This is a genomic window from Pseudomonas extremorientalis (assembly GCF_001870465.1).
GTDB classification, from domain to species: domain Bacteria; phylum Pseudomonadota; class Gammaproteobacteria; order Pseudomonadales; family Pseudomonadaceae; genus Aquipseudomonas; species Aquipseudomonas extremorientalis.
In genome coordinates this window covers 168,270-192,991 of sequence record NZ_MDGK01000056.1, presented here as the reverse complement: position 1 = coordinate 192,991, position 24,722 = coordinate 168,270, and the positions used below count along the sequence as shown (strand labels likewise).

General features: G+C 60.7%; 17 protein-coding genes and 1 tRNA gene. 14 read left to right on the top strand and 4 right to left on the bottom strand.

Annotated elements, in window-relative coordinates:
- Positions 1 to 206: 206 nt before the first annotated feature.
- Positions 207 to 293, bottom strand: a tRNA-Leu gene (locus BFN10_RS23385).
- Between the two features lie 225 nt (positions 294 to 518).
- On the opposite strand from BFN10_RS23385, the gene rnr reads away from it, so the two are divergent.
- The 7 genes from rnr to dnaB all read left to right on the top strand — a co-directional run bounded on the left by rnr (position 519) and on the right by dnaB (position 7,779).
- Positions 519 to 3,146: a ribonuclease R gene (rnr, locus tag BFN10_RS23380; protein WP_071491670.1), complete on the top strand. Its 2,628-nt coding sequence runs from the start codon at positions 519 to 521 to the stop codon at positions 3,144 to 3,146.
- Positions 3,143 to 3,904, top strand: a complete 762-nt coding sequence (gene rlmB, locus BFN10_RS23375; RefSeq protein WP_071491669.1) for a 23S rRNA (guanosine(2251)-2'-O)-methyltransferase RlmB — start codon at positions 3,143 to 3,145, stop codon at positions 3,902 to 3,904. The genes rnr and rlmB overlap by 4 nt, the downstream gene beginning before the upstream one ends.
- 290 nt (positions 3,905 to 4,194) lie before the next feature.
- Positions 4,195 to 4,617, top strand: a complete 423-nt coding sequence (gene rpsF, locus BFN10_RS23370; protein WP_003236224.1) for a 30S ribosomal protein S6 — start codon at positions 4,195 to 4,197, stop codon at positions 4,615 to 4,617.
- Positions 4,618 to 4,645: 28 nt separating this feature from the next.
- Complete coding sequence (gene rpsR, locus BFN10_RS23365; protein ID WP_002551829.1) at positions 4,646 to 4,876, top strand: 30S ribosomal protein S18; 231 nt, start codon at positions 4,646 to 4,648, stop codon at positions 4,874 to 4,876.
- 36 nt (positions 4,877 to 4,912) lie between these two features.
- A complete protein-coding gene (locus BFN10_RS23360) occupies positions 4,913 to 5,806 on the top strand; it encodes a YybS family protein (protein WP_071491668.1) in 894 nt (297 codons plus the stop codon).
- Positions 5,807 to 5,824: 18 nt separating this feature from the next.
- Positions 5,825 to 6,271, top strand: coding sequence for a 50S ribosomal protein L9 (gene rplI, locus BFN10_RS23355; RefSeq protein ID WP_003171376.1), 447 nt, complete (start codon positions 5,825 to 5,827; stop codon positions 6,269 to 6,271).
- A gap of 110 nt (positions 6,272 to 6,381) precedes the next feature.
- A complete protein-coding gene (dnaB, locus tag BFN10_RS23350; RefSeq protein ID WP_071491667.1) occupies positions 6,382 to 7,779 on the top strand; it encodes a replicative DNA helicase in 1,398 nt (465 codons plus the stop codon).
- Between the two features lie 6 nt (positions 7,780 to 7,785).
- Here the strand turns inward: dnaB and BFN10_RS23345 are convergent, their stop codons facing one another.
- Positions 7,786 to 11,742, bottom strand: coding sequence for a dermonecrotic toxin domain-containing protein (locus BFN10_RS23345; protein WP_083351603.1), 3,957 nt, complete (start codon positions 11,740 to 11,742; stop codon positions 7,786 to 7,788).
- Between the two features lie 218 nt (positions 11,743 to 11,960).
- On the opposite strand from BFN10_RS23345, the gene BFN10_RS23340 reads away from it, so the two are divergent.
- The 6 genes from BFN10_RS23340 to BFN10_RS23315 all read left to right on the top strand — a co-directional run bounded on the left by BFN10_RS23340 (position 11,961) and on the right by BFN10_RS23315 (position 22,786).
- Positions 11,961 to 14,264, top strand: a complete 2,304-nt coding sequence (locus BFN10_RS23340; RefSeq protein ID WP_071491665.1) for a YgiQ family radical SAM protein — start codon at positions 11,961 to 11,963, stop codon at positions 14,262 to 14,264.
- A 204-nt stretch (positions 14,265 to 14,468) separates the two neighbouring features.
- A complete protein-coding gene (gene ssp4 / locus BFN10_RS23335; RefSeq protein WP_071491664.1) occupies positions 14,469 to 15,389 on the top strand; it encodes an Ssp4 family T6SS effector in 921 nt (306 codons plus the stop codon).
- Positions 15,386 to 15,835: a hypothetical protein gene (locus BFN10_RS23330; RefSeq protein WP_071491663.1), complete on the top strand. Its 450-nt coding sequence runs from the start codon at positions 15,386 to 15,388 to the stop codon at positions 15,833 to 15,835. Before ssp4 ends, BFN10_RS23330 begins: the two co-directional genes overlap by 4 nt.
- A gap of 187 nt (positions 15,836 to 16,022) precedes the next feature.
- The gene (locus BFN10_RS23325) at positions 16,023 to 19,313 is read left to right on the top strand and encodes a transglutaminase family protein (protein ID WP_071491662.1); all 3,291 of its coding nucleotides are present in this window, start codon (positions 16,023 to 16,025) and stop codon (positions 19,311 to 19,313) included.
- 96 nt (positions 19,314 to 19,409) lie between these two features.
- Positions 19,410 to 21,896 carry a circularly permuted type 2 ATP-grasp protein gene (locus tag BFN10_RS23320; protein ID WP_071491661.1) on the top strand — a complete coding sequence of 829 codons (2,487 nt, stop codon included), beginning with the start codon at positions 19,410 to 19,412 and terminating at the stop codon, positions 21,894 to 21,896.
- Entirely contained in the window at positions 21,896 to 22,786 is an 891-nt protein-coding gene (locus tag BFN10_RS23315) for a transglutaminase family protein (RefSeq protein ID WP_071491660.1), read from the top strand. Before BFN10_RS23320 ends, BFN10_RS23315 begins: the two co-directional genes overlap by 1 nt.
- A 46-nt stretch (positions 22,787 to 22,832) precedes the next feature.
- Here BFN10_RS23315 and BFN10_RS23310 read toward each other — a convergent pair whose 3' ends face one another.
- Positions 22,833 to 23,015, bottom strand: a complete 183-nt coding sequence (locus tag BFN10_RS23310; protein ID WP_071491659.1) for a hypothetical protein — start codon at positions 23,013 to 23,015, stop codon at positions 22,833 to 22,835.
- A gap of 332 nt (positions 23,016 to 23,347) precedes the next feature.
- On the opposite strand from BFN10_RS23310, the gene azu reads away from it, so the two are divergent.
- Complete coding sequence (azu, locus tag BFN10_RS23305; protein ID WP_071491658.1) at positions 23,348 to 23,794, top strand: azurin; 447 nt, start codon at positions 23,348 to 23,350, stop codon at positions 23,792 to 23,794.
- A gap of 99 nt (positions 23,795 to 23,893) precedes the next feature.
- On the opposite strand, the gene nadE is transcribed toward azu, so the two are convergent.
- Positions 23,894 to 24,721, bottom strand: a complete 828-nt coding sequence (gene nadE, locus BFN10_RS23300) for an ammonia-dependent NAD(+) synthetase (protein ID WP_071491657.1) — start codon at positions 24,719 to 24,721, stop codon at positions 23,894 to 23,896.
- Between the last annotated feature and the right edge of the window lies 1 nt (position 24,722).

The following is a 24,722-nucleotide window of genomic DNA, read 5'->3' as shown; positions in this document are numbered from 1 at the left end:
CGTAAGGTCACCAGCACCTGAAGCTGGCGTGTCTACCAATTTCACCACCTGGGCATTATCAACAACGCTTGCGCTGTTGATGGAGCGAACTATACGGAGGGCTTTTTGATCTGTAAACCCCTGATTCAAAAAAATAAATCAAGTTTTCCGTTAAAAATCAGAGCCTTGAAACGAAAAAACCCGCTTTCGCGGGTTTTATCTGAATTTGGTGCCCAGGAGAAGACTCGAACTTCCACGACCGTAAGGTCACCAGCACCTGAAGCTGGCGTGTCTACCAATTTCACCACCTGGGCATTATCAAACAACGTTGCCGTCGTCGATGGCGCGCACTATACGGAGGGGATTTTAAGCTGTAAACCCCCGCCACGAAAAAAGCCTGGAAAATTTCGCCAGTGGTCGTGCAAGGTGCCTGTTGCGGGCTGCAAAGGGCTTTAAAAGGCTTGTTGACGTCTGAAATTTCCCGTTTCAATACGCGTATGCCAAACTAACCCGCATATAGACAAGGTGAAAACTCTCTAATGGCCGATTGGCAGTCCCTCGATCCCGAGGCCGCTCGTGAAGCGGAAAAATATGAAAACCCTATTCCTAGCCGCGAACTGATCCTGGCGCACCTCGCCGATCGGGGCTCGCCTGCTAGCCGCGAGCAGTTGGTTGAAGAATTCGGTCTGACCACCGAAGACCAGCTCGAAGCCCTGCGCCGCCGCCTGCGCGCCATGGAGCGCGACGCACAATTGATCTACACCCGCCGTGGCACTTACGCGCCAGTGGACAAGCTCGACCTGATCCTCGGCCGCATCGCCGGCCATCGTGACGGCTTTGGCTTCCTGATCCCGGACGACGGCAGCGATGACCTGTTCATGAGCCCGGCGCAAATGCGCCTGGTGTTCGATGGCGACCGTGCCCTGGCGCGTGTTTCCGGCCTGGACCGTCGCGGTCGCCGTGAAGGCGTGATCGTCGAAGTGGTGTCCCGTGGTCACGAGACCATCGTCGGTCGCTACTTCGAAGAAGGCGGCATTGGTTTTGTGGTGCCGGATAACCCGAAGGTGCAGCAGGAAGTGCTGATCACCCCGGGCCGCAATGCGAATGCCAAGGTTGGCCAGTTTGTCGAGGTGAAGATCACCCACTGGCCGACCCCTCGCTTCCAGCCGCAGGGTGATGTGATTGAAGTGGTCGGCAACTACATGGCGCCGGGCATGGAAATCGATGTCGCGCTGCGTACCTACGATATTCCTCACGTCTGGCCTGAAGCCGTCGTGAAAGAAGCGCGCAAGCTCAAGCCGGAAGTCGAAGAGAAGGACAAAGAGAAGCGCATCGACCTGCGCCATCTGCCGTTCGTCACCATCGACGGCGAAGACGCCCGCGACTTCGACGATGCGGTCTACTGCGAAGCCAAGCCGGGCAAGCTGCGTCTGTTCTCCGGCGGCTGGAAGTTGTACGTGGCGATTGCCGACGTCTCCAGCTACGTGAAGATCGGTTCGGCCCTGGATAACGAGGCCCAGGTGCGTGGCAACTCGGTGTACTTCCCCGAGCGCGTGATTCCGATGCTGCCGGAAGAGTTGTCCAACGGGCTGTGCTCGCTGAACCCGAAAGTCGACCGTTTGGCCATGGTGTGCGAGATGACTATCTCGAAAACCGGCGAAATGACCGATTACCAGTTCTATGAAGCGGTGATTCATTCCCAGGCGCGCCTGACCTACAACAAGGTCAGCACCATCCTGGAACAGCCGAAAACCAGCGAAGCCAAAGCATTGCGTGGTGAGTACGGCCATGTCGTGCCGCATCTCAAGCAGCTCTATGCGCTGTACAAGGTGTTGCTGGGCGCACGTCACACCCGAGGCGCGATCGATTTTGAAACCCAGGAAACCCGGATTGTCTTCGGTTCCGAGCGCAAGATCGCCGCGATCACCCCGACCACCCGTAACGATGCGCACAAGCTGATCGAGGAATGCATGCTGGCGGCCAACGTGGCCACCGCTGAGTTCCTGAAAAAGCACGAGATCCCTGCGTTGTACCGGGTGCACGACGGCCCGCCGCCGGAGCGTCTGGAAAAGCTGCGCGCGTTCCTCGGCGAACTCGGCCTGTCCCTGCACAAAGGCAAGGACGGCCCGACGCCGAAGGATTACCAGGCTCTGCTGGCCAGCATCAAGGACCGCCCGGATTACCACGTGATCCAGACCGTCATGCTGCGCTCCCTGAGCCAGGCGGTGTACAGCGCGGATAACCAGGGCCACTTCGGCCTGAACTACGAGGCGTACACCCACTTCACTTCGCCGATCCGCCGTTACCCGGACCTGCTCACGCACCGTGCGATCCGCAGCGTGATCCATTCCAAGATGAACACCCCGCACGTCAAGCGCGCCGGTGCCATGACCATTCCGAAGGCGCGGATCTATCCGTACGACGAAGCGGCCCTGGAACAGCTGGGCGAGCAGTGCTCCATGAGCGAACGCCGCGCCGACGAAGCCACCCGCGACGTGGTGAACTGGCTCAAGTGTGAGTTCATGAAGGATCGCGTAGGCGAATCGTTCCCGGGTGTGATCACCGCCGTGACCGGCTTCGGTCTGTTTGTGGAGCTGACCGATATCTATGTCGAAGGCCTGGTGCACGTCACCGCCTTGCCGGGCGACTACTACCACTTCGACCCTGTGCATCACCGCCTGGCGGGCGAGCGCACCGGTCGCAGCTTCCGCCTTGGCGATACCGTTGAAGTGCAGGTCATGCGCGTCGATCTCGACGAGCGCAAGATCGACTTCGGCATGTCCGATAAGCCAGCCGAATCGCCGGGCAGCCGTAAAAAGCGTGGTAGCGAACCGACCAGCAAAGGCAAGGCCGCGCCTGCCAAAGCAGCGACCGTCGAACCTGCGCCAGCCAAGGCCGGTCGTCGTTCATCGACCAAGGAAAAGGCCCCCGAAGCCTACCGCCCAAGCGATGCAGCGGCGAAAAACGCTGAACTGCGCAAGAGCCGTGAGTTGAAGCAGCAGTTGCTCAATGAAGCCAAAAGCGGTGGTAAAGCGGCGTCTGGGGGAAAGTCCCACGGGGCGGAAAAACCGTCGAGCAAGCCCAGTAAACACCGTAAAGGCCCGCCAAAAGCGGGCTCGGCTCCCGCGAAAAGCGGCGGGTCGCGCAAACCTAAGGCCAAGTCATGAGTCTGGAAAAAATCTACGGCGTCCACGCCGTAGAAGCACTGCTGCGTCACCACCCCAGGCGCGTCAAGCAAGTCTGGCTGGCGGAAGGGCGCAGCGAGCCGCGCGTACAAGCGCTGGTTGAATTGGCCACGCAAAACAAGGTTGCCATCGGCCAGGCCGAGCGTCGTGAAATGGACGTGTGGGTAGAGGGCGTTCACCAGGGCGTGGTGGCGGATGTCAGCCCGAGTCAGGTCTGGGGCGAGGCGATGCTCGACGAGCTGCTCGACCGCACCGAAGGTGCGCCGTTGTTGCTGGTGCTGGACGGCGTGACCGACCCGCACAACCTCGGCGCCTGCCTGCGCTCGGCGGACGCTGCCGGTGCGCTGGCGGTAATCGTGCCTAAAGACAAATCGGCGACGCTGACGCCGGTGGTGCGTAAAGTCGCGTGTGGCGCAGCCGAAGTGATTCCGCTGGTGGCCGTGACCAACCTGGCGCGCACCCTGGAGAAGCTCCAGCAGCGCGGCCTGTGGGTCGTGGGTACGGCGGGAGAGGCCGAGGTCAGCATTTATGACCAGGACCTCACCGGCCCGACCATCCTGATCATGGGCGCCGAAGGCAAAGGTATGCGCCGCCTGACCCGCGAGCATTGTGATTACCTGGTGCACCTGCCGATGGCCGGTAGTGTCAGTAGCCTCAACGTGTCGGTCGCCACCGGCGTCTGCCTGTTCGAAGCCCAGCGCCAGCGTGGCGCAAAGGCCAAGGCCAAAACGAAGAAGTGATCAAAATGTGGGAGGGGTCTTGCCCTCGATAGCGGTGTGTCAGTTGCAGATGATGTGGCTGATCCTTCGTAATCGGGGGCAAGCCCCCTCCCACAGTGTTTTTGGGGTGTCTGGAAGATTGTTCAAATAATCACCAATCACCTTGCACGCATCCTCCCCCTTCTCTACAATTGCGCCCCTTGCCTTCCTGGCGGGCACCGAGGTGCCTCCCTGCGGCAAGATCCATAAGTGTCATTCACTCCTTGTCTGACCGTTTTTGAGCGGCAGGCTACAACCCGTAAGGAGCATTCATGCGTCATTACGAAATCATCTTTTTGGTCCACCCGGATCAAAGCGAGCAAGTCGGCGGCATGGTTGAGCGTTACACCAAGCTGATCGAAGAAGACGGCGGCAAAATCCACCGTCTGGAAGATTGGGGCCGTCGTCAACTGGCCTACGCAATCAACAATGTTCACAAGGCTCACTACGTGATGCTGAACGTTGAGTGCACTGGCAAGGCCCTGGCCGAGCTGGAAGACAACTTCCGCTACAACGATGCTGTGATCCGTAACCTGGTCATCCGTCGCGAAGAAGCCGTTACCGGCCAATCCGAGATGCTCAAGGCTGAAGAAAACCGCAGTGAGCGCCGTGAGCGTCGCGACCGTCCTGAGCACGAAGGCGCTGATAGCGCTGATAGTGATGACAGCGACAACAGCGATAACGCTGACGAGTAATCCACGGACCTTTTAAGGAGCCTATCAAATGGCACGTTTCTTCCGTCGTCGTAAATTCTGCCGCTTCACCGCTGAAGACGTGAAAGAGATCGATTACAAAGATCTCAACACTCTGAAAGCCTACGTATCCGAGACCGGCAAAATCGTTCCAAGCCGTATCACCGGTACCAAAGCACGTTATCAGCGTCAGCTGGCCACCGCTATCAAGCGCGCCCGCTTCCTGGCCCTGCTGGCCTACACCGACAGCCACGGCCGCTGAGACCGGGCAGTCGACAAGTAGTAAGGGATTGAATGCATGCGCGCCTTAGCTGAGTTCATCATGCGCGGTCGCGTGCAGGCCACTCTCGTAGTGGCTGGATGTGCAGCATTGCCGTTGTTGTATTGGTTGGGTGCTGCCGCAGGTTGCCTTGTGCTGCTGCGGCGCGGTTTGCAGGATGCCCTTGGCGTCCTGGCCCTGGGAGTGCTGGCCGCCTTGATCTGGTGGCTGCAACTGGGCGAACCCAAGGTACTTCTGGTACTGCTGGGATCGTCGAGCCTTGCGTTGGTTTTGCGCGCAAGTGAGTCCTGGGCCCGCACGCTGCTGGTCAGCGTGGCAGTGGGGTTGGTGTTTTCGGTGTTGATCGACGCGGCTTTCCGCCCGCAGATCGAGGTGCTGTCGCAAGAGATCGTCAAGGTCCTGCCGATGGCCCTCGGGGAACTCTACCAGCAGCTTTCGGTAGATGAGCGAGCGCGTCTTGCGACACTGATTGCACCGGCCCTGATCGGCCTGATGGCGGTAATGATGCAGATCGTCAGCGTGCTGAGCCTGATGCTTGGGCGATATTGGCAGGCGTTGTTGTACAACCCGGGTGGTTTTGGTCGCGAATTTCGCAGTATCAGAATCCCCGTGGGCCCGGCGATGTTGCTGCTGGCACTCATGGTGGTCGGACCGTACTTCGGTTCACAAGCCACCTTGCTGGTGCTGTTTTGCAGCGTACCGCTGGTGTTCGCCGGACTGGCCCTGATTCACGGGCTGGTCGCGCAGAAGCGCCTGGCCAAGTTCTGGCTGGTGGGGATGTACGTAACAATGGTGCTGTTCATGCAGCTGATCTATCCGTTACTCGTGGTTCTGGCCATTGTCGACGGCCTGATTGATTTTCGCGGTCGTCTGGCGCCGAAAGACGCCGATAACGCGAACGGTGAAGGTTAAAAGTTAGAGGATTTTCACATGCAACTGATCCTTCTGGAAAAAGTCGCCAACCTGGGCAACCTGGGCGACAAAGTGAACGTTAAGGCCGGCTACGGTCGTAACTACCTGCTGCCATACGGCAAAGCCACCGCTGCAACCGCTGCCAACCTGGCTGCGTTTGAAGAGCGTCGTGCCGAGCTGGAAAAAGCCGCAGCAGACAAAAAAGCTTCGGCCGAAACTCGCGCTGCCCAACTGGCTGAGCTGGAAGTGACTATCACTGCCACCGCCGGTGACGAAGGCAAGCTGTTCGGTTCGATCGGCACCCACGACATCGCTGATGCACTGACCGCCTCCGGCGTTGAAGTGCAGAAGAGCGAAGTTCGTCTGCCGAACGGCACCATCCGCAACGTAGGCGAATTCGACGTAGCCGTGCACCTGCACGCCGAAGTTGAAGCCACCGTACGCGTTGTCGTGGTAGCAGCTTAAGCCGCACCTAACTGGCTGGCACCTCGCGTGCCAGGCGGTTAACATCGGGCACGATCCTGTTTACAGGTCGTGCCTTTTGTTTTTCTACACACCCCAAATTCCAAGTGGCCATGAACGATATTTCAGCTCCTGAGCAATACGATCTGCAAACCGCTGCCCTGAAGGTGCCGCCGCATTCCATCGAGGCCGAACAGGCTGTGCTCGGTGGTTTGATGCTGGACAACAACGCCTGGGAACGCGTGCTGGATCAAGTCTCGGACGGTGATTTCTATCGCCATGACCACCGCCTGATCTTCCGCGCCATCGCCAAGCTGGCCGACCAGAACTCGCCGATCGACGTGGTGACCCTGGCCGAACAACTGGACAAGGAAGGCCAGACCTCCCAGGTCGGCGGCCTCGGCTACCTGGGCGAACTGGCGAAGAACACGCCGTCCGTCGCCAACATCAAGGCCTATGCCCAGATCGTTCGCCAGCGCGCCACGTTGCGCCAACTGATCGGCATCAGCACCGAGATCGCCGACAGCGCCTTCAACCCAGAAGGGCGCACCGCCGAAGAGATCCTCGACGAAGCCGAGCGCCAGATCTTCCAGATCGCCGAGGCCCGCCCGAAAACCGGCGGCCCGGTGGGCGTCAACGAGCTGTTGACCAAGGCCATCGACCGCATCGACACCCTGTTCAACACCGACGCCGCCATCACCGGTATTTCCACCGGCTACACCGACCTCGACGAGAAAACCAGCGGCCTGCAGCCCTCCGACTTGATCATCGTCGCCGGCCGTCCTTCCATGGGTAAGACCACCTTCGCGATGAACCTGGTGGAAAACGCGGTGTTGCGCAGCGACAAGACCGTGCTGGTGTACTCACTGGAGATGCCAGGCGAATCGCTGATCATGCGGATGCTCTCGTCGCTCGGGCGTATCGACCAGACCAAGGTGCGTTCCGGCCAACTGGAAGACGACGATTGGCCGCGCCTGACCTCGGCGGTCAACCTGCTTAACGACCGCAAGCTGTTCATCGATGACACCGCCGGTATCAGCCCCTCGGAAATGCGTGCGCGTACCCGCCGCCTGGCGCGCGAGCACGGCGATATCGCCCTGATCATGATCGACTACCTGCAGTTGATGCAGATCCCCGGTTCCAGCGGTGACAGCCGGACCAACGAGATTTCCGAAATCTCCCGATCCCTCAAGGCCCTGGCCAAGGAATTCAACTGCCCGGTGGTGGCGCTGTCCCAGCTCAACCGTTCCCTGGAACAACGCCCCAACAAGCGCCCGGTGAACTCCGACTTGCGTGAATCCGGCGCGATCGAGCAGGACGCCGACGTGATCATGTTCGTGTATCGCGACGAGGTGTATCACCCCGAGACCGAGCACAAAGGCATTGCCGAAATCATCATCGGCAAACAGCGGAACGGCCCCATCGGCTTTATCCGCCTGGCGTTCATCGGCAAGTACACACGCTTCGAAAACCTCGCCCCGGGCAGCTACAACTTCGACGACGACGAATAACGCGCCTTACGGCCGGGCAAACAGCGCACGGATGGTGGCTTCGTCGTATTGGTAGTTCCAGCGCAACTCAGTGCCGGCGGGAATAGATTCGCTGGCAAATAATCCGGTGAGTATCATTTGATCCTGTCGGTTGCCGACCTGGGCCTGGACCCTGAATTGTGCCGCCTCAACGTTGTAGCCCGAGGCGGCCTGTCGCACCGGAACATCGGCCTCATATTCAAAAATGGTATTGATCCTCGACAACGCGTTGTCGCCGGACAGTACCGGCTGAGTGTTGAGCGCGTGGGGCGACACAGGCCTCACATCCTTGACGGCCATCAGATAAGGATCTCGGCGCGCCTTCGCCACGAAAAACGGCAGGATGTCCCCTCCATACACGCCCAGCGCTTCGCCCTTGCTCAGCGGGCGCCGCGTGATGACCGTGGCTTCGCCGATCATTGCGGCCTCCTGGGGGAATTTTTGATGAGCGGCGGTGAAGGGTAAAACCTCAAGCTTGTCTTCATACAGGCGCGCGACGTTTTCATAACCTTCCCAGCGGATGTAGGGCAGCAGCTGGTCTTTGCTGAATACCGTGCCGGACGTTAACGACTTCCCTTGGACTTGCATGAGTCGGATCCGCATGGGCTGACCATTTTCATCGCGCAGTGGGTAGCGGCCACAGTTGGCGCGGTCATAAATACGCCGATAGTTCTGGCTGTGCTGGTAGCTGCGCTCGGTGCGCATGTAGGCCAATTCCTGAGGAGTGTAGAGCGCGTCTACAGTGCCTTCCTCGGCTGATCCGTAAGAATTGGACGAGTGTGCCGACCCATACCCGTCAATGGAGTCGACGCTTTCGAGTGATGGCGCAGGCGAGCCCCCTCCGCCCGGTAACCCACCTTTGGCGGGGTCGATTTCCCAACCCCCGTTGGCGTTTTTGCGCAGATAGGGCGAATAGGCCCGGAAACGGCTACGCGCATCGACCAGTCGCCATCCCTGCGGGTCTTTTTTGATCTGGTAGTAGTTCTGCTCGTCCTGGACGTAATAGCGAAAACTTCCGTCAGGCAGTGGCGGCGCTTGAAAGGTCTGGTCAGCCAGCCTTGTCAGTTCGGCCGGAGGGGTTGGTTCGGCGAACAAGGGGTCGAGTGGCAACCCTGCCGAGGGCCGGGTTTCGAGGGTAAGGGGCTTGCCGCGCAGACGCGGAAGGCTGCTGGCCATCAGTGACTTGCCGGATTTGTGCAGGGCCTGCTCAAACGAATCCGCACCCGATTGGCGCAGCAGTGCACGGTGCTCCAAGGGGGAAAGTGTTTGCTCGATTGCGTGAGGCAGATCGGTCAGTGGGGGGGGGAGGGTATCTGGTGAGGCGTGAAGCGCGTATAGCTCGCCTTTGCGGATCAGCGTATGGCTCGAAGGGGCATCCGCGTTACCGATACTCCCCAGAAGCGGCCCCTCGGTACTGTCGTCATACACATCAATCCGGCGCGACCCAGGCCAACCGGGTATCTGCTCCAGTGTGTAAAGCATCAATTGCACGCTTTCCCGGTTGCGCAAGGTATTGAGGAAAATGCTCTCTTGCAGCTGGGCGACCTTTGCCATCTTTGTGTAGTGGTCTGCTTCTTCGAGCGATACGGGGTCCAGGCTGTCTCCCGCTTGCAAGCGTTGGCGTTTGCTTGCTGGGAGTGTGCGCTCTATCTCTTCAAGATGTCGTTTGGACAGTTGCGGCATCAGTGTGCGCAGACTTTTTTCGGTGGGTGTGACCGCGGCTTCATTGGCCGCGTTGAGTTGAGAAAACAGCCATTGTTTTTTCTGTGCGGCCTGCTTGCTCAATCTCAGGGCAAGGTTTTCGGTTTTACTGAAGTAGTCGATAGGCGAGGAGGGCAGCAGATTATTGAACGCGGTCTGAGGCATTTGCGCCTCTATGGCATGCAATAACTCGCCCTTTCTGAAACGGTCTTCGCTGACCTTGATTTCGACGTTGCCCTGACCGAACTGCATCACGGTCTGTTGCTGCTGGTCGACCACCTTCAGCCCGTAAGTGGCGGGCCATTCGGGCAGCGAGGTGAGCAGGTGGGCTTGAATCAGCGGCGAGTGAGCCGTCACGGAGGTGCCCTCGGCACGGCTCAGGTTGAAATCATTGATTTCCTGGTCCAGGTTGAAGTGTGTAACCGTATCGCATAGCAAGGGGGCAGGGCGCACCATCTCTTGATGGGCTTGGCGCAATGTGGTGCTGTCCAGCCCGCTGATCAGCAGGATGGGCTCTACGGACGGTTGGGTTATGTTGGCCGCATCTGGGCCCAGGCGCTTGATCAGTTTGAGCGTGTCCCAATCCTCTGGCGTTTCGTGCACATGGCGCCAGCCGCCGGCTTCGTTGTTCAACAGGGGAGGTGAATAAGCGTGCGGATCGCTGGGGTGTGACAACTCCCATCGTGTGCCATCGGGTGAGCGCTGAATGGCATGGGGGTGATCATCCAGTTTTAGATACGACTGCTGTTGGTATTGATAGATACCTTGTTTATCGGCAACCACGTGTTCAGGCAATGTCGCGGGGTGTTGGTAGGGTTCCAAGTCAGAGTGCCAGAGGCGCCAGCCCTGATTGCGTACCTGAACTTTCACGAGGCCCGCCGTAAAGCGTCCTGCCTTGATCACGCCGGCGGTCGCTACGGCCATGGCAACGTTATCCACCACGTCCAGCAGGTCGTCGAGCGCCTGTTGGCTATCGCCCCGGCTCCAGGCGGCAAAGCCGTTATAGACCGTGCCGATCAATTGGGCGGCGGTAACGACCAGCAGAACCTCCCCGACGATTGGCACGAAGGATGCGGCAAAGAACAGCAGGGATTTACCCAGGTCGGCATAGAACTGCAGGCGTTTTTGTCGGCTGATGGCATCAACCTGTGCCGTCGGGACCGCGACTTCGCAAGCGTCGCTTTCTATCTGGGAAAACCGTCGCAGGATGATGGCGTGGAACAGATTGCCGGTGATTTTGGTCAGGGTCAGCGGTTTGTCCAGCTGCGCTGGCTTGATTTTCCCGGGTGAGCCGATGGGCAGCCAATCAATCCACATGGGCTTTACATGCAGCAGCGATTCTCGCTGATGCACTGGGGCCAGCCGCTTGAAGAAGGCCAGGTAGTCCGGTCGCATCAGGCGTTTAACGAGTTGAGTTTCCAGGTCGTCCATCGAGGGGTGCTGGCGAAGTGCCTCGATCGGGTCTTCAGGTGTGTAGAGAAGCGGTCCGGTTTCTGCCCGGACGTCAACGATGACCAGGACGTCAGGCAACACCACTCCACCAAGCGTCAGGTGAAAGCAGTCGAAGGCCACGTGGTGTCCGCGCTCGGAGAGCTCGACCAATTCTTCGTAAAGGGTTTCCGGCATCTTCTTCTTGAGGTAGGCCAGGTGCAAGGCAACGTTGAAACGCTGCTGTTCGTGCTCGCGAAAGAACCGGCGTACCGACAGATTGGTGCTGATGACCGTGCGAATATGCTTGAGGTATTGCCCGCCCAGGTCCAGTTTGCGGCAAAAACCGGCGAAGAGCGTCGCGGAAATCAACGAAGGAAATCGTGAGTCCTGGGTGATGTTGAAAAGCTCGGTCCCGGTCTCCATGCCGCCGTCCTCTGCTTCCGAAGCCTCGAAGTTCTGCAGGGCCGCCTCCAAAAGGGATTGTTCAGTGGTGCGTGCGTGGGTGCGTAGCAGCCCGAACAGGTGATGGTTTTTCCATTCGCGCACCAGGACCGAAGTCTTCGCATTCAGCAGCGTCAGGTATTCGCGGCGCAGCGCCTGCTCAAACAGCGGAAAAGCGAACGCCTCGGGGCTTTGCAGTTGCCTGAGGAGTTCTTGGATCTTGTGCCTGGATTGATTGCTCTTGAGCAGGTTGGCGCGCAGGGCTGCGCGGGTGTCTGCGGGGGAGTCGGTGAGCCAAGTGGGGAGTTGGGTCTGGATGAAGGCGGCGTGGGCGTCGGGTGTTACCAGTGGAGGCGCGGGATTACTGCTCATCTGGGTTTCCATGAAAAGGCTAGTTGAATCCTGACAGCCTATCCAGGGTGTTTCCGGGGATGGGGCTAGCGGATTAGGCCCTTGCCCCCTGCAAATCCGGCTATGAGTACCGGGGAAAAGTGATGCCAGGGTAAAAGCCGACCATTGCCGTCGGAATTGGTCAAAATTTGTGCTATATTCCGCGCCCGCGATTTTCCATCTCAACACCGGTCACCGTCATGCAAACAGCCAAGCCGTTATTTGACTATCCCAAGTACTGGGCCGAATGTTTCGGTCCAGCGCCATTCCTGCCGATGAGCAGGGAGGAGATGGATCAACTTGGCTGGGATTCCTGCGACATCATCATCGTCACCGGTGATGCCTACGTTGACCATCCGTCGTTCGGCATGGCGATCATCGGCCGGCTGCTGGAGTCCCAGGGCTTCCGCGTCGGGATCATTGCCCAGCCGAACTGGCAGTCCAAAGACGACTTCATGAAGCTCGGCGAGCCGAACCTGTTCTTCGGCGTCGCGGCCGGCAACATGGACTCCATGATCAACCGCTATACCGCCGACAAGAAAATCCGCTCCGACGACGCCTACACCCCAGGCGGCATGGCGGGCAAACGCCCGGATCGCGCCAGCCTGGTGTACAGCCAGCGGTGCAAGGAAGCCTACAAGAACGTGCCGATCGTACTCGGCGGCATCGAAGCCTCCCTGCGTCGCATCGCCCACTACGACTACTGGCAGGACCGGGTGCGCAATTCGATCCTGATCGACGCCACCGCCGATATCCTGCTGTACGGCAACGCCGAGCGCGCCATCGTCGAAGTCGCCCAGCGCCTGTCGTGGGGCCACAAGATCGAAGACATCACCGATGTGCGCGGTACCGCGTTCATCCGTCGCGACACGCCGGCCGGCTGGTACGAAGTGGACTCCACGCGTATCGACCGTCCGGGCAAGATCGACAAGATCATCAACCCGTACGTCAACACCCAGGACACCCAGGCCTGCGCCATCGAGCAGGAAAAAGGGCCGCAGGATGATCCGGAAGAAGCCAAGGTCGTGCAGATCCTGGCCAGCCCCAAGATGACCCGCGACAAGACCGTGATCCGCCTGCCATCGGTGGAGAAAGTCCGTGGCGATGCGGTGCTCTACGCCCACGCCAACCGCGTGCTGCACCTGGAAACCAACCCAGGCAACGCTCGCGCCCTGGTGCAGAAGCACGGCGAAGTGGACGTGTGGTTCAACCCGCCACCCATTCCGATGACCACCGAAGAAATGGACTACGTGTTCGGCATGCCGTACGCCCGCGTCCCGCACCCCGCGTACGGCAAGGAAAAAATCCCGGCCTACGACATGATCCGCTTCTCGGTGAACATCATGCGTGGCTGCTTCGGCGGCTGCACTTTCTGCTCCATCACCGAGCACGAAGGCCGCATCATCCAGAACCGTTCCGAAGAGTCGATCATTCGCGAGATCGAAGAGATCCGCGACAAGGTCCCCGGCTTTACCGGCGTGATCTCCGACCTCGGCGGTCCGACCGCGAACATGTACCGCATCGCCTGCAAGAGCCCGGAAATCGAATCCGCGTGCCGCAAGCCGTCGTGCGTGTTCCCCGGTATCTGCCCGAATCTGAACACTGACCACTCGTCGTTGATCCAGCTGTACCGCAGCGCCCGTGCGTTGCCGGGTGTGAAGAAGATCCTGATCGCCTCCGGCCTGCGCTATGACCTGGCCGTCGAGTCGCCGGAATACGTGAAAGAGCTGGTCACCCACCACGTCGGCGGCTACCTCAAGATCGCCCCGGAACACACCGAGGAAGGTCCGCTCAACCAGATGATGAAGCCGGGCATTGGCAGCTATGACAAGTTCAAGCGCATGTTCGAGAAGTACACCAAGGAAGCGGGCAAGGAGCAGTACCTGATTCCTTACTTCATCGCCGCCCACCCGGGTACCACCGATGAAGACATGATGAACCTGGCCCTGTGGCTCAAGGGCAACGGCTTCCGCGCCGACCAGGTACAGGCGTTCTACCCGTCGCCGATGGCCACCGCCACGGCCATGTATCACTCGGGCAAGAACCCGCTGCGCAAGGTCACCTACAAGAGCGACGCGGTAACCATCGTCAAGAGCGAAGAGCAGCGCCGCCTGCACAAGGCGTTCCTGCGCTACCACGACCCGAAAGGCTGGCCGATGCTGCGTGAGGCACTGACCCGCATGGGCCGCGCCGACCTGATCGGGCCGGGCAAGGACCAGTTGATCCCGTTGCACCAGCCGAGCACCGACAGCTACCAGAGCGCCCGTCGCAAGAACTCGACGCCGGCCGGTAGCCACAAGGTCGCCAAGGAAACCACCACCAGGATCCTCACCCAGCATACCGGCCTGCCGCCCCGTGGCAGTGACGGCAGCAACCCGTGGGACAAGCGTGAACAAGCCAAGGCCGCGGCCCAGGCGCGCAACAAGCAGGCCGCCAAGGAGCGTGCCGATGCGGCCAAGGGCAAGGGCGGCAAGCCTGCGCGCAAGCCGGTCGTGCCGCGTTGATCGCAGCCTGAACATGCCAGACGCCAGCCTCGTGCTGGCGTTTTGCTTTCTAGCTGTTGGGTAACCTGTTTGCTAAGGTGGCGCCCATTAGAAAGCCATCGCGGGAAAGCCCGACTCCCACAGGCGAATGCATTCCAAATGTGGGAGTGGGCTTGCCCGCGATGGGGCCCGCCTGGTCACCATCATTCTCAAGGAAGAACACTTATGGCTAACCCCCTGGCCTCCATCGGCATGGACTCCAACCGCTCGCAGTTCATGGCGCGCCAGCGCATCGAAAGCCAGATCAACCTTCCGCGCCTGTTTGCGGCCATCGACGCCGATCCAGGTATCGTTGGCGCAGGCGTCGTATACATCGACGCCGACTTCAACGTCATTACCCTGCGCGAATTCAAGCCCATCTGCAGCATCAAGCCCAAGCGCATCATTTTGCGTGAAGCGCAGAAGTACATTGCGCCAACACAGTTTGCTCAACATGTCGTGAGCAATCCTCGAGAGTCGCGACTGATTGGCGAAGCCGTGAATACCGGAATCTCCTGCTTGGGGGCGGTCATCAGTTGGGCTGCGATCGCCAGTGGAACCATTCTGGTGCCTTTCAGCGCTGGCGCCAGTTCCGTCATCGTTGTAGTGGGGTATGCGGCTGCCGGCGCGAGTACGCTTCAGTGCTTTAACGGCATTGCTCGAACAGCGCTTGAGGTCGCCAAACCGGAGGTAAACGATTGGCTCGACAGTGAGGGCTGGTACCAGAATGCATCCGTTGTGCTGGACGCCGTTTCACTGGCTGGCGTAGGCGGTTCGGCCCTGACGACGGTCAAGCTGGTCAGGGCTGCCAAAGCATCGACGGGCAAGAGCCTGCGTGATGTGCTTCGCGGTTTGAATCGCCAGGAAAGAGCCAAGCTGACGAAAGAGCTGCTGAGCATCAACCATCCCAGCTTGACCGCCAAGATGCTCAAATTGCGGCAGGCGTCGGGCGAACTCACCAAGCGCTTCACCCCTACGCAGCTCAAGCACAGCACCACGACCCAGATCAAAGATGTCCTCGGCGCAACCGTAGGATTTGGCGGGAGTGCGTACTCCGGAAACGTCAATACCATCGCGATTGGGTTGTACGAGGAAATAAACGAATGAACGAGTTAATGACGCTACGCGACTTTTTCAGGCAATACTTTCTGACGTTTATGGGCGGCGTATTTGCTGCGTGTTTTTCTTTGGCGTTGGCTGTGGCGTTGGCGTTCATCACCTATTTTCGTGATGCGCCCATTGCTCAAGTGGGGCTCAAGATCATGTCTGCCGGGGCGCTGCTCATTCTGTTGACGGTCCATAGCAACTTTATGATTTTGCGGGGCCGCCCCTCCTGGGTGTGGGTGATGGTCGGCATCTACGTCGCCTGTCTACTGTTTGTAGTTCCGATGATTCAATTCCAGCCTCACAAAATTCTTTATGGGTTGGCGCTGTTATTCCCATTGCTCGGATTATTGACACTTAACAGCAAGGTTCAACGAGAGATGCGCCAGAAGCTGCTTGAAATACGCCACCTGCGCCAAGCCGTGATCGCCAAGCGCAAAACCGGCTGATTGGGTAGATTCCCCACCCACCTTCACACCTGCGCCACAAATATGTGCGTCACTTGCACCAGAGCATCGCCGTTGGCGCCGTTTTGGTGCTGTACTGCACCGGGTCCCACGATAAAGCGCAATGACCGCCGCTCTGGCATAAGTCTTGCGCGCTTTGTGTCCATGCCCTGGCTCGCAGGAGGCCGCCGTGTCGATTCATGTCGCGTTGCACCACGTTACGCATTACCGCTACGACCGTGCTGTCGAACTCGGCCCGCAGATTGTACGGTTGCGTCCGGCCGCCCATAGCCGCACGCGGATTCTGTCCTACGCGCTGAAAGTGCTGCCCGAGCAGCATTTCATCAATTGGCAGCAAGACCCCCAGGGCAATTACCTGGCGCGGTTGGTGTTCCCGGAAAAGACCGATGAGCTGCGCATCGAGGTCGATCTGGTTGCCGAGATGGCGGTGTTCAACCCGTTCGACTTTTTCCTTGAACCCTACGCCGAAAAAATCCCCTTTAGCTATGCCGCCGATGAACAACGCGAGCTGGCGCCGTACCTGGAAACCCTGCCGCTGACGCCGAAGTTCGCCGCGTACCTTGCGGGCATCGACCGTACGCCGTTGCCGGCCGTGGATTTCCTGGTGGGCCTCAACCAGCGCCTGGCGGCCGACATCGGCTACCTGATCCGCATGGAACCGGGCGTGCAGACACCGGAATTCACCCTGGAAAACGCCTCCGGCTCCTGCCGTGATTCGGCCTGGCTGCTGGTGCAATTGCTGCGCAACCTGGGCTTGGCGGCGCGGTTTGTGTCTGGCTATCTGATCCAGTTGACCGCCGACGTCAAAGCCCTCGACGGCCCGTCCGGCACCGAAGTGGACTTCACCGACCTGCACGCCTGGTGCGAAGTGTATTTGCCCGGCGCCGGTTGGATCGGCCTGGATGCCACCTCCGGGCTGTTCGCCGGTGAAGGGCATATCCCGTTGGCCTGTAGTCCCGATCCCTCGTCTGCCGCGCCGATCAGTGGGCTGGTGGAACCCTGCGAGTGTGAATTCACCCACGAAATGTCTGTAGAGAGGATTTGGGAGGCCCCACGGGTCACCAAGCCCTACACCGAGGAACAGTGGCTGGCGATCCAGGCACTGGGACGGCAGATCGATGGCGACCTGCTCAAGGACGATGTCCGCCTGACCATGGGCGGCGAGCCGACCTTTGTCTCCATCGACGATCCCGACGGTGCCGAATGGAACACCGCCGCCCTCGGCCCGGACAAACGCCGCCTGTCCGCCGAGCTGTTCCAGCGCATGCGCAAGCACTACGCGCCCAAAGGGCTGGTGCACTTCGGCCAGGGCAAGTGGTACCCCGGCGAGCAACTGCCGCGCTGGTCGCTCAACTGCTACTGGCGCCGTGACGGCGTGCCGATCTGGCACAACAGCGCGTTGATCGCCGATGAGCAAGAGGATTACGGTGCGGACGGCGTGATGGCCGGGCGTTTCCTGGCCAGCGTCGCCGAGCGCCTTAAGCTGCCGGCACGCTTTGTGTTCCCGGCCTTCGAAGACAATTTCTACTACCTGTGGCGCGAAGGTGCGCTGCCGCAGAACGTCACTGCCCAGGACCCGCGCCTGGGCGATGAGCTGGAGCGCGAACGCCTGCGCAAGGTGTTTGCCCAGGGCCTGGATAAAATCATCGGGCAAGTACTGCCGCTGGCGCGTACGCCTGCCAATGATCGTTGGCAGAGTGGCCGCTGGTACCTGCGCGATAACCACTGCCGTTTGGTGCCGGGAGATTCTCCCCTGGGCTATCGCCTGCCGTTGGCTTCGCAGCCGTGGGTGACGGCGGCGGAGTATCCGTTTGTGCACCCGACGGACCCTAACCAGGATCAGCCCGAGCTGCCGTCCACCGCCCAACTGCAAAGCCATGGCGAACCTGCGCCGAGTGATGAGCGCGTGCCCAAGGTGGACGAGTCCGCCAACTGGCTGACCCGCACCGCACTGTGCGCCGAAGCGCGGGAAGGGCGGCTCTATCTGTTCATGCCGCCGCTGGAGCGCGTCGAGGACTATCTGGAACTTGTGGCGGCCATCGAAGCCACCGCTGAAGAACTGCACTGCCCGGTCTTGCTCGAAGGCTACGAGCCACCGGCCGATTCGCGCCTGAGCAACTTTCGCGTCACGCCGGACCCGGGTGTGATCGAGGTCAACGTGCAGCCATCCGCCTCCTGGGACGAGTTGGTGGAGCGCACCGAGTTCCTCTACGAAGAGGCGCGGCAAACGCGCCTGACCACCGAGAAATTCATGATCGACGGGCGCCACACCGGCACCGGTGGCGGTAACCATTTCGTGCTCGGTGGTGCCACGCCCAAGGATTCGCCGTTCCTGCGTCGCCCCGATCTGCTGCGCAGCTTGATCAGCTACTGGCACAACCATCCTTCGTTGTCCTACCTGTTTTCCGGCCTGTTCATCGGCCCGACCTCCCAGGCGCCTCGGGTGGACGAGGCGCGCAACGATGCGCTGTATGAGCTGGAAATCGCCTTCGCGCAAATGCCTGCTCCCGGCGAAGAATGCCCGCCCTGGCTGGTCGACCGCCTGCTGCGCAACCTGCTGATCGACGTGACCGGCAACACTCACCGCGCCGAATTCTGCATCGACAAACTCTACTCACCGGATGGCGCTACCGGCCGCCTGGGCCTGCTGGAACTGCGTGCATTCGAGATGCCGCCCCATGCACGCATGAGCCTGACCCAACAACTGCTGCTGCGTGCGTTGGTCGCGCGCTTCTGGCGCGAGCCCTATGCACCGTCGAAGCTGGCGCGCTGGGGCACCGAGTTGCACGACCGTTTCCTGTTGCCGCACTTTATCGAGCAGGATTTTGCCGATGTGATCGTCGAGCTCAACGCAGCCGGCTACCCGCTGCGCGCCGAGTGGTTTGCCGCGCACTTGGAGTTCCGTTTTCCCAAGGTGGGCGACTACGCCGTCAGCGGTATCGAGCTGGAACTGCGCCAGGCCCTGGAGCCCTGGCATGTACTGGGCGAAGAGGGCGCGGTGGGCGGTACGGTGCGCTATGTGGATTCGTCGCTGGAGCGCCTGCAAGTCAAGTTGACCGGGCTGCCACCGCAACGCTACCTGCTGACCTGCAACGGCATCCCGGTGCCGCTGCAGGCGACCGGGCGCGTCGGTGAGTTTGTCGCCGGCGTGCGTTATCGCGCCTGGCAACCGGCCAACTGCCTGCAACCGACCATCCCGGTGCATGCGCCCTTGGTGTTCGATCTGCTGGATACCTGGATGCAGCGCTCGTTGGGCGGCTGCCAGTACCACGTTGCCCATCCGGGTGGACGCAATTACGACAGCTTGCCGGTAAATGCCAATGAGGCGGAGAGCCGGCGGATGGCGCGGTTTTTCCGGCTTGGGCATAGCCCCGGCAAGCTTCCCGTACCGACGGTAACCGTCAACGATGAATTACCGATGACCCTGGATATGCGGCGTTTCCCCAATAAAAATGACTGAACACTGTTTAAGTGTGGGAGAGGGCAAGCCCCCTCCCACAGTGGATTGCAGTGAATTTGAGTTAATCTGAGCCCCCTTGTCCCTGCCGAGCGTTCCATGTCCGACTTGCTCGACCGTTACCCGCTGACCGCGGGCACTTATCACGAACTGCTGGACGACAGCGGCGCAGTGCGTGCCCATTGGCAGCGCCTGCTCGACCACCTGCAACGCAGCACGCCTGCGCAATTGGCCCAGCGCCAGGCGCTGCTGACCCGGCAGATCCAGGAAAACGGCGTGACCTACAATGTCTACGCCGACCCCAAGGGCGCCGACCGCCCCTGGGAATTGGACCTGCTGCCCCATGTGCTTGCCGCCGATGAATGGCAGCACCTGTGCGCCGGTATCGCCCAGCGTGCACGCTTGCTCAATGCCGTGCTTGCCGACCTGTATGGTCCGCAACGCTTGATCAAGCAAGGCTTGCTGCCGGCCGAGCTGGTGTTCGGGCATAACAACTTCCTGTGGCCGTGCCAGGGTATTCAGCCGCCGGACGGTGCCTTTTTGCACCTGTACGCCGTGGACCTTGCGCGCACGCCGGATGGCCGCTGGTGGGTCACCGCCGACCGGACCCAGGCGCCGTCTGGCGCCGGTTACGCGTTGGAAAACCGCACCATCGTGTCCCGCGCCTTTCCGGATCTTTACCGCGACTTGCAGGTGCAGCACCTCACCGGTTTCTTCCGCACTTTGCAGGAAACCCTGGCCCGCCAGGCGCCCGGCGATGACCAGCCGCCGTTGATCGTGCTGCTCACGCCGGGCCGGTTCAACGAAAGCTACTTCGAGCACCTTTACCTCGCCCGCCAGCTCGGCTACCCGCTGGTGGAAGGCGGCGATCTCACCGTGCGTGACAGCACGGTGTTCCTGAAAACCCTCAGCGGCCTGCGCCGGGTGCACGCGATCATGCGTCGCCTGGATGATGACTTCTGCGACCCGCTGGAACTGCGCACCGACTCCGCCCTCGGCGTACCCGGCCTGCTTGATGCGGTGCGCCAAGGCAACGTGCTGGTGGCCAATGCCTTGGGCAGCGGTGTGCTGGAGTCCCCCGGTTTGCTGGGTTTCCTGCCGAAGATCAACGAATTCCTGTTTGGCGAAGAACTGATCCTGCCGTCCATCGCCACCTGGTGGTGCGGTGAAGCGCCGGTACTGGCCGAGGCTCTGGAAAAACTGCCGGAGCTGCTGATCAAGCCTGCGTTTCCGTCGCAGAGTTTCACCCCGGTATTTGGCCGTGACCTGAATGAAGAACAGCGCGAAGCCCTGGCCGAGCGCATGCGTGCGCGGCCCTACGCGTACGTCGCCCAGGAGTTGGCGCAGCTGTCCCAGGCGCCGGTGTGGCACACCGAGGATGATCATTTGCAACACCGCGCCATCGGCATGCGCGTGTACGCCGTGGCCAGCGATGACGGTTATCGCGTGTTGCCCGGCGGTCTGACACGGGTCGCCGCTGAAGCCGATGCCGAAGTGGTGTCGATGCAACGTGGCGGCGCCAGCAAGGACACCTGGGTGCTCGGTGAGCGCGCATCCGGTGGTGAACATTGGCGCGCGCAACGCGCAATCGGCGCCCATGACCTGGTACGCCGCGACCCTTATCTGCCGTCCCGCGTAGTGGAAAACCTGTTCTGGTTCGGCCGTTACTGCGAACGCTGTGACGACAGTGCGCGCTGGCTGCGCATCGTACTGGCGCGTTATGTGGACGGCGACGATCCACTGGCCTTGCAGGCCGCCGTCGAGCTGGGCGAAAATCTGCGCCTGTTGCCGGAAGAGGGCGAGTTACCGGAGCGCTTGCAGGCCGCACTCTTGGGCGATGACTGGCGATCGAGCCTGCGCGCCAACCTGCAACGCTTGCAGTGGGCGGCGTCCCAGGTGCGCGGCAAGCTGTCCCGGGAGAACTGGCAGGCCCTGGTGGAGCTGCAACGCGAAGCCCTGGAGCTGGAAAGCGAGACCCCGGATTTTGGCGAATTGCTGGACTTTCTCAACCGCCTGGTGATGTCCCTGGCGGCGCTGTCCGGGTTCGCCCTGGACGACATGACCCGCGACGAAGGCTGGCGCTTTTTGATGATGGGCCGGCGCATCGAGCGCCTGCAATTCCTGAGCAGCAGCCTGGCGGCATTCCTGCGCGGTGTGGCAGTGTTTGACCAGGCTGGCTTGGAGTGGTTGTTGGAGTTGGGCAACAGCAGCATCACCTATCGCTCGCGCTACCTGGCGGTGCCGCAGTTGATCCCGGTGCTCGATCTGTTGCTGCTGGATGAACAGAACCCCCATGCGGTGCTGTTCCAGCTCAAACTGGTGAGCCGCACCCTGCGCCGTCTCAACGACGACTTTGGCGTGCCGCGTGAAACCGGCCTCGGCCCGTTGGTGGAGCGCCTGGCGCGCTTCGACCTGGGCTGCCTGGAGAACCCATTGTTCGGCGAGTCCAGCGTGCGTGCCGCACTGGACGGCCTGGCCGACCTGCTGCAAGCAGTGGCCGATGAGAGTGGGCAAGTGTCGGATCGTCTGGCCTTGCGCCATTTTGCCCATGTGGATGATGTCAGCCAGCAAACGGTGTCGGTGTGATGAGTGCGCGCTACCAGATATTCCACGATACCCATTACCACTACGACAGCCCGGTGTCCCTGGCCCAGCAGCTGGCGCACCTGTGGCCACGAACGTGCGCCTGGCAGCGTTGCAGCTCGCAGCAACTGGATATCAGCCCGCAGCCGTCGTCGCGCCGCGATGAGCTGGACGTGTTCGGCAACCCCATCACCCGCCTGGCGTTCGAGCGGCCCCATGACGAACTGCTGGTGAATGCCGGGCTGACCGTGGAAGTGCTGGCGCGGCCGGTGCTGGATTTCCAGCAATCGCCGGCCTGGGACCAGACCCGCGACCGCCTGACCTACAGCAGCCAGCCGATGTCCGGTGAGCTGATCGAAGCCTGCCGCTATCGTTTCGAATCGCCCTACGTGCACTTGAAGAAAACCTTCGTCGAGTTCTCCGAAAGCTGTTTCCCGCCTGGCAAGCCGTTGCTGCTGGGCGTGCGGGCATTGATGGAGAAGATCTTCAGCGAATTCACCTTCGATGCCGAAGCCACCCAGGTGGCCACGCCGCTGGTGGAAGTGCTGGAGCGCCGCCGCGGCGTGTGCCAGGACTTCGCCCACCTGATGCTCGCCTGCCTGCGCTCCCGAGGCCTGGCGGCGCGTTACATCAGTGGCTATCTGCTCACCCAGCCACCGCCCGGCCAGCCACGGCTGATCGGCGCCGATGGGTCCCATGCGTGGGTCTCGGTGTATTGCCCGGTTTCAGGCTGGGTGGATTTTGATCCGACGAACAATGTGCAGCCGGCACTGGAGCACATCACCCTGGCCTGGGGCCGGGACTTTTCCGATGTGTCGCCGTTGCGGGGGGTGATTCTGGGGGGAGGGAGCCATGACCCGGAGGTGCGGGTGACGGTGATGCCGCTGGAATGATGGTTGATTGTGCCGAGCCGGAACAGCCGGCTCAGCACAAAGAAAATTATTCAGCCGGATCTTTTGGTGTTTCGCTCTCGTCGCTCGTTACTTCAGCATCGGCGTCCGGGTTCAGTGCGCCAGCTTCTTCGTCTGCAGCGGCTTTCTTGCGTTGCAGTTTTTCCTCTTTCTTCTGTTCCTTGGCCAAGTCTCTCTGACGTTTGGCGAAGGAGTAATTAGGTTTGGCCATGGGCGATCCTCTAAGGTCGAAGGTGAGGGTGGCGGCGCGCAGCTGCCTTGGGACGACATGGTAGCAGCTTCAAGGTGCGCTTGGCCTTCACTTACCGCAGGCGTAGGCGGCCAGCAGGCCGTTGAACAGTTGATTGAGGTGCATGGCTCGGACTCCAGTGGGTGATGGGCCGATCATAATCAGCGTGCGGCACTTTGGCTGGTTGATTGTGTCGATAAGTCTGATAGCCTAAAGTTGTATACAATCTGTTGATTCAGGTCATAAGAATTTCTGCCTGCTTCAGGCACCCTTGTCGCATTACGCGTTTTTTAAACCCTGCCTTGGAGATTCACATGTTTGCCAAACTCGTTGCTGTTTCCCTGCTGACTCTGGCAAGTGGCCAGTTGCTTGCTGCAGAGTGCAAGGTCACTGTCGACTCCACCGACCAAATGTCCTTCAACACCAAAGCCATCGAAATCGATAAGAGCTGCAAGACATTCACCGTCGAGCTGACGCACTCCGGCAACCTGCCGAAAAACGTCATGGGCCACAACTGGGTGCTGACCAGCGCCGCCGACATGCAGCCGGTTGCCACTGACGGCATGGCCGCCGGTATCGACAAGAACTACCTGAAAGACGGCGACACGCGCATCATCGCCCACACCAAGATCATCGGTGCTGGCGAGAAAGACTCGGTGACCTTCGATGTGTCGAAGCTGGCCGCCGGGACTGACTACGCGTTCTTCTGCTCGTTCCCAGGCCACATCTCGATGATGAAAGGCACTGTGACCGTCAAGTAACACCGCATCACCGTTCATCGGGGGCAAGCCCCCTCCCACATTTGGATGTGTTCACAAATCAAAGTGTGGGAGGGGGCTTGCCCCCGATGGCGTCCTACCTCACGGCGCAAACGGCATGACCCGCTTGTGCTCCGTCTTGCGATACGTCTCGCAGATAATCCTGAACGCTTCCTCACGCACCGGCTCGCCGTGCAGGAACGCATCGATCTCCGCGTAGGTCACGCCATGTGACGCTTCATCCGGCTTGCCCGGCGACAGGTCTTCCAGGTCCGCAGTCGGTACTTTTTCCACCAACGACTCCGGCGCCCCGAAGTACCGCGCAATCGCACGCACCTGGTTCTTCACCAGCCCGCTCAACGGTGCCAAATCGCAGGCCCCATCACCGAACTTGGTGAAAAAGCCCATCACCGCTTCCGCCGCATGGTCGGTGCCGATCACCAAGCCACCGGTCGCGCCCGCGATGGTGTACTGCGCCACCATGCGCATGCGCGCCTTGGTGTTGCCCAGCACGAAATCGCGGGACACCGCCGCCTTGCCTTCGAACGCCGCCACTTCATTGGCCAGGGCTTTGACCGCCGGGCCGATGTTCACAGTGTGGCGCTCGTCCGGCTCGATAAAGTCCACCGAGGCCGTGGCGTCGATTTCGTCGAACTGGGTTTCGTAGGGCAGGCGCACCGCGATAAAGCGGTAGGCCTCATCACCGGTATTTTCACGCAGCTCTTTCACCGCGCGTTGGGCCAACAGGCCGGCGGTCAGGGAGTCGACACCACCGCTGATGCCCAGCACCAGCGCCTTGAGCCCGGCATTGCGCAGGCAATCCTGGATAAACCCCACGCGACGGGCAACCTCGGCCTCAAGTGCGGCCTGGTCGTTGAACGGCGCTTGGACCTTGAGCTGCTGCGCAATCTCACGCTGTACGGCTTGCATG